The sequence below is a fragment of the Luteimonas sp. TWI596 genome (assembly GCF_039674105.1).
In the GTDB taxonomy this organism is placed as follows: Bacteria; Pseudomonadota; Gammaproteobacteria; order Xanthomonadales; family Xanthomonadaceae; genus Luteimonas.
In genome coordinates this window covers 1-4610 of sequence record NZ_JBDJMU010000041.1, presented here as the reverse complement: position 1 = coordinate 4610, position 4610 = coordinate 1, and the positions used below count along the sequence as shown (strand labels likewise).

General features: G+C 71.0%; 3 protein-coding genes and 1 pseudogene. 2 read left to right on the top strand and 2 right to left on the bottom strand.

The window, feature by feature from the left end; translation table 11 throughout:
* The first annotated feature begins 508 nt into the window (after positions 1-508).
* A complete protein-coding gene (locus ABE487_RS17095; protein WP_346441640.1) occupies positions 509-1285 on the top strand; it encodes an SDR family oxidoreductase in 777 nt (258 codons plus the stop codon).
* A gap of 22 nt (positions 1286-1307) precedes the next feature.
* Here the strand turns inward: ABE487_RS17095 and ABE487_RS17090 are convergent, their stop codons facing one another.
* Positions 1308-1925 (bottom strand): DUF4124 domain-containing protein, encoded by a 618-nt coding sequence (locus tag ABE487_RS17090; protein WP_346452812.1) that lies wholly within the window; start codon positions 1923-1925, stop codon positions 1308-1310.
* Positions 1922-2602 (bottom strand): hypothetical protein, encoded by a 681-nt coding sequence (locus tag ABE487_RS17085; protein WP_346452813.1) that lies wholly within the window; start codon positions 2600-2602, stop codon positions 1922-1924. The genes ABE487_RS17090 and ABE487_RS17085 overlap by 4 nt, the downstream gene beginning before the upstream one ends.
* Before the next feature lie 653 nt (positions 2603-3255).
* On the opposite strand from ABE487_RS17085, the pseudogene ABE487_RS17080 reads away from it, so the two are divergent.
* Positions 3256-4500 (top strand): annotated as a pseudogene (locus tag ABE487_RS17080) (carboxypeptidase-like regulatory domain-containing protein); the annotation flags it as partial.
* Between the last annotated feature and the right edge of the window lie 110 nt (positions 4501-4610).

Below are 4610 nucleotides of genomic sequence, written 5' to 3'. Positions count from 1 at the left end.
CCTGCATGCGCAAGCTGCTGACCATCCTCAACGCCATGCTTCGAGACAACGCCAGATTCCGACTCGAAACGCCTGTTGCGGCTTGACCTCCAACACCGTTGCTCCCCCGCAGGCGGGGGAGGTGACTTCACCGCAGCGTCCAGGCTTTGGCCCCTTCCCCCGCGTGCGGGGGAAGGCTGGGATGGGGGCGCTTCTTCCGTGGCAGGTCCAAGCCTGCACCCGACGCGCAGGCGGGGAGGTGACTTCACCGCAGCGTCCAGACTTTGGCCCCTTCCCCCGCGTGCGGGGGAGGGCTGGGATGGGGGCGCTTCTTCCGTGGCAGGCGCATGCCTCCACCCGACGCGCAGGCGGGGAGGCGGCTTCACTGCAGCGTCCAGGCTTTGGCCCCTTCTCCCGCGTGAGGGGGAAGGCTGGGATGGGGGCGCTTTCCCGCACGCCTCGGCATCGTGGCGATCTCCGATGGCGGACTCGGCGGTATCCTAGGCGCAGTCGAAACGAGGATATGTCGATGGATCCGCAGCGCTGGCGCCTGGATGGCCAATGTGCCCTGGTGACCGGTGGCAGCGCCGGCATCGGGCGGGCGATCGCACGTGAGCTGGCGGGGTTTGGCGCCACGGTGTTGATCGTCGGCCGCAACGGCGACGCGCTCGAGGCCGCGCGCGAGGAACTGCTCGAGGCGTTTCCACAGGCCGACGTCCGCGCGCTGATCGCCGATGTCGTCGACGAGGAGCAGCGCGGCGAGATTCTCGACTGGGTCGAGGATCAGGGACAGGGGCTGAACATCCTGGTCAACAACGCGGGCGGCAACGTGCCGCGTGCGGCGACCGAGTACGGCGAGGACGAGTGGCGCGAGATCTTCGAGATCAACGTGTTCAGCGCGTTCGAGCTCACCCGCCTGGCGCATCCGCTGCTCACCCGCCACGCCAGTTCCAGCGTGGTCAATGTCGGCAGCGTGTCGGGCATCACCCACGTGCGCACGGGCGTGGTCTACGGCATGAGCAAGGCGGCGCTGCACCAGATGACGCGCAATCTCGCGGCCGAATGGGCCGAGGACGGCGTGCGCGTGAACGCGGTGGCGCCGTGGTACATCCGCACCCGGCGCACGTCCGCGCCGCTGGCCGATCCCGACTATCTCGACGAAGTGCTGCTGCGCACGCCGATGGGACGCATCGGCGAGCCGGAGGAAGTGGCGGCGGCGGTCGCGTTCCTGTGCCTGCCGGCGGCGGGCTACATCACCGGCGAATGCATCGCCGTGGACGGCGGCTTCCTGCGCTACGGGTTCTGAGGGCGGAGGCAGCCCACTGGGGTCACGGCGGGTCCGCCGCGCACGCGCTCCCGTCCCAGGTCGCACGCATCTGCTCGTAGGCCTGGCGCAGCGCCGGACCGGTCGCGCGGTCGGCGTAGCGCCAGCGGAACTCCGCTTCGTGCAGCCGGGCCTGCCAGGCCGCGCACAGCGCATCGGCGGCGACCGCCTCGCAGCTGTCCTCGACCCGCTCGCAAGCCTGGCCGGCACCGATGCCCGGCAGGCCACCGATGCCGACGGTCTGCAGCGGCCGGCAGCGCGTGGGCGGGGTGGCGTCCTCGCGCCAGTCGATGTGGCCGTCGTAGCTGCGACAGGCGTACAGCGGTGGCGGCGGGGTGCGCACGGCCGGCGGCTCGGCCGCCACGTCCGGGGGCGTGCGCGGCGCCGGTGCGGGCGTCGCTGCCGGTGCCGGGCGTGCCGGCGCGACGTAGGCGGGCAGGGGCGCCGCGATCTCGACCACGCGCCGTTGTTGCTGTTGTCCGGGCGCGCAGGGGCGGCCGTTCTGGAACGTGACCGCGCCGTCGGCGTCGGTGCAGCGGTAGATGACGGTATCGGCGGCGGCGGTGCCGACGGCCACGACCGACAGCAGCAGCGCCACGGCCGCGAGCAGGCCGCGCGTCATCGACCGCAGTCCTGGCCCAGGCGGGCGTTGATCGTGGTCTCCTCGCCGCGCAGGCGCGCGCGTTCGCTGGGTTGGGCGTTGAAGAACCGGCGCCGGATCTGTTCGCGGCGATCGGCCAGCAGGCTGCAGACCTCGGCCTGCGGCAGCGGGCTGCAGTCGTCGCGGACCCAGGTGCCGGCGTCACCGTAGCCGCCGCGCCACCCGCGCCGCGTGCCTGCGTCGATGCCCACGTCCACCCGGCCGCCGCCCTGGCCGGCCTCCACGCCGATCCGGGTCGAGGGGCCGCGCTGCGGCGGTCCGTAGCCCAGCGTCCACAGCGGCACCCAGCGCGGATTGCCCGCCGACGAATCGCTGGTGTACGTACTGCCGTCCGGACGCACGCAGCGGTACATCGGTTGCGGGGGGCGGACCACGACCACCTGGGGGGGCGCGGGGGCGACTGCCGGTTCGGCCGAAGGCGTCGGCCGCGGCGGTCGCGGCGCGGGTGCGGCATCGATCGGGCGGATCATCGTGCGCACCTCCTGGCGATGGCCCTCGCTGCACGGCGAGTCGCGCAGCGCGACCTGTCCGCGCGCATCCGTACATCGGTACACGACGACGTCGTCGCCGGCTGCCGCCGGGGAACTTGCCGCGGCCAGGCATGCGATCAGGACGAGAAGGCTCGGAACGCGGCGCATGCCGCCATCATGCGACGACTGGCGGCCGGACGAAACCGGGGGAGGGGCCAGCGAGATCGCGGGTTGATCTGCTTGCTGCTGCCCGCTGGGGACCTGCGGCGAAGAAAGGCGGACAGAACCGACGGCATCGCAGGGCGCGACAGCGGATCGCACGGCAGAGCGGGGCGCCGCGATCCGCAGACGGCCCTTCGCGCATGGGCCGACACCAGCCGCGATGCGCGCCGCTGCCAGCCCATGGACGCGGTTCGGCCGCAGGATTACGATGCGCGCCGGATCGTGACCCCATCCGCTCTTCGCGAAGGGCGGGCGAGGCGACGGTCCCCGGCGTTCGTCGCGACGCGCCCCAGCGCGCCACGGCCTGTGCGATCGGTGGAGACCGATCCGGCCTGGAGCGGATGCAGACATGCATCGGCGCTCTTTCCCGCGATGTTCAGGAGTCCGGCGCGTCGACAACGTCCGGTCCGCAACGCCCGCCGCCGCGCGCGGCGCACGTTGCGCGGCCCTGCCGATCGCCCGGGCCGCGTTTCCCGTTTCCCCATGTGCCGGCCCTGGGCTGGCGCGTGCCTGCGCATGGACGCGCTGCCGCTGTGCCGTCCCGTGCTGTCCCGACCGTCATCCACCACGACCCTAAAAAGCCCCCTGGAGGGGATGTCATGAACGCAACCCGTTCGCCCCGTGTTCCCCAACCCGCCCTGCTGGCCTGCGCGCTGGCCGCCTGTCTGGCCGTTGCCGCACCTGCGTTCGCCCAGTCCACCAGCGCCACGCTGCGCGGGCAGGTGCGCTCGGCCGAAGCCGGCACCACCGTAACCGCGACCAACGTCGCCACCGGTGCCGTGCGCCGTGTGCAGACCAATGCCGGCGGCGCCTACACGCTCGTTGGCCTGCCGCCGGGCACCTACCGCGTCGACGCCGGTGGCGAGCCGCAGACGGTGACGCTGTCGGTCGCCTCGACCGCGACGCTGGACATCCAGGGGGCGGTCGCCGAAGGCGTGCCGGCCGACGGCCCGGTCACCGACATCGGCGGGGTCACCGTGACTGCCCCGCTGCTGCGCGACGTGCGCACGTCCGAGGTCGGCAACACGATCTCGCTGCGCCAGATCCAGCAGCTGCCGCAGGCCACGCGCAACTTCCTCGAGTTCGCCGACACCGTCCCGGGCATGCAGTTCAAGATCGACGCCCAGGGCCGGGCGACGCTGCGTGCCGGCGCGACCAACACCAGCTCGTCCAACCTCTACATCGATGGCGTCAGCCAGAAGAGCTACGTGCAGCAAGGCGGCATTGCCGGCCAGAACGAGAGCCCGGGCAATCCGTTCCCGCAGCTGGCGATCGGCGAGTACAAGGTGATCACCTCCAACTACAAGGCCGAGTACGGCCAGGTCAGCGGCGCGGCGATCACCGCCGCCACGCGCTCGGGTACCAACGCGTTCGAAGGCGAGATGTTCTACCGCTTCACCAACGAGCGCATGCGCGCCAAGCGGCCCGACGAGACCGACAAGGACGATTCGCAGGTCAAGGAGTACGGCTTCGCCCTCGGCGGCCCGATCATCGAAGACCGCATGCATTTCTTCGTCGCCTATGAAGGCAAGAAGAACATCTACGCCCGCTCGGTGCAGCCCGAGGCCGCGTCGGGCGAGGCGTATCTGCGGCTGCCCGACAACCTGCGCAGCTACTACGGCGCGACTACGCTGCCGTTCGCAGAAGACCTGTACTTCGCCAAGCTCAGCTGGGACATCGGCGACAACGACCGCCTGGAACTGAGCGGCCAGTACCGCGACGAGGACGTGATCGGCAACGTCGGGGGCATCAGCACGCCCGAGCACGGCGATGCGCGCATCAACGAGGACAAGCGCGTCAATCTCAAGTGGATGCACTACGGCCAGCGCTTCTACAACGAACTGGGCGGTCTCAAGAATCAAGTGCAACACGTGATTTGAAGTCGATGATTTCCCTCTCCATCACCTGGGCTGGTGTTGCCCAGCCGAGCGTCTTGCGCGGTCGCCCGTTCATC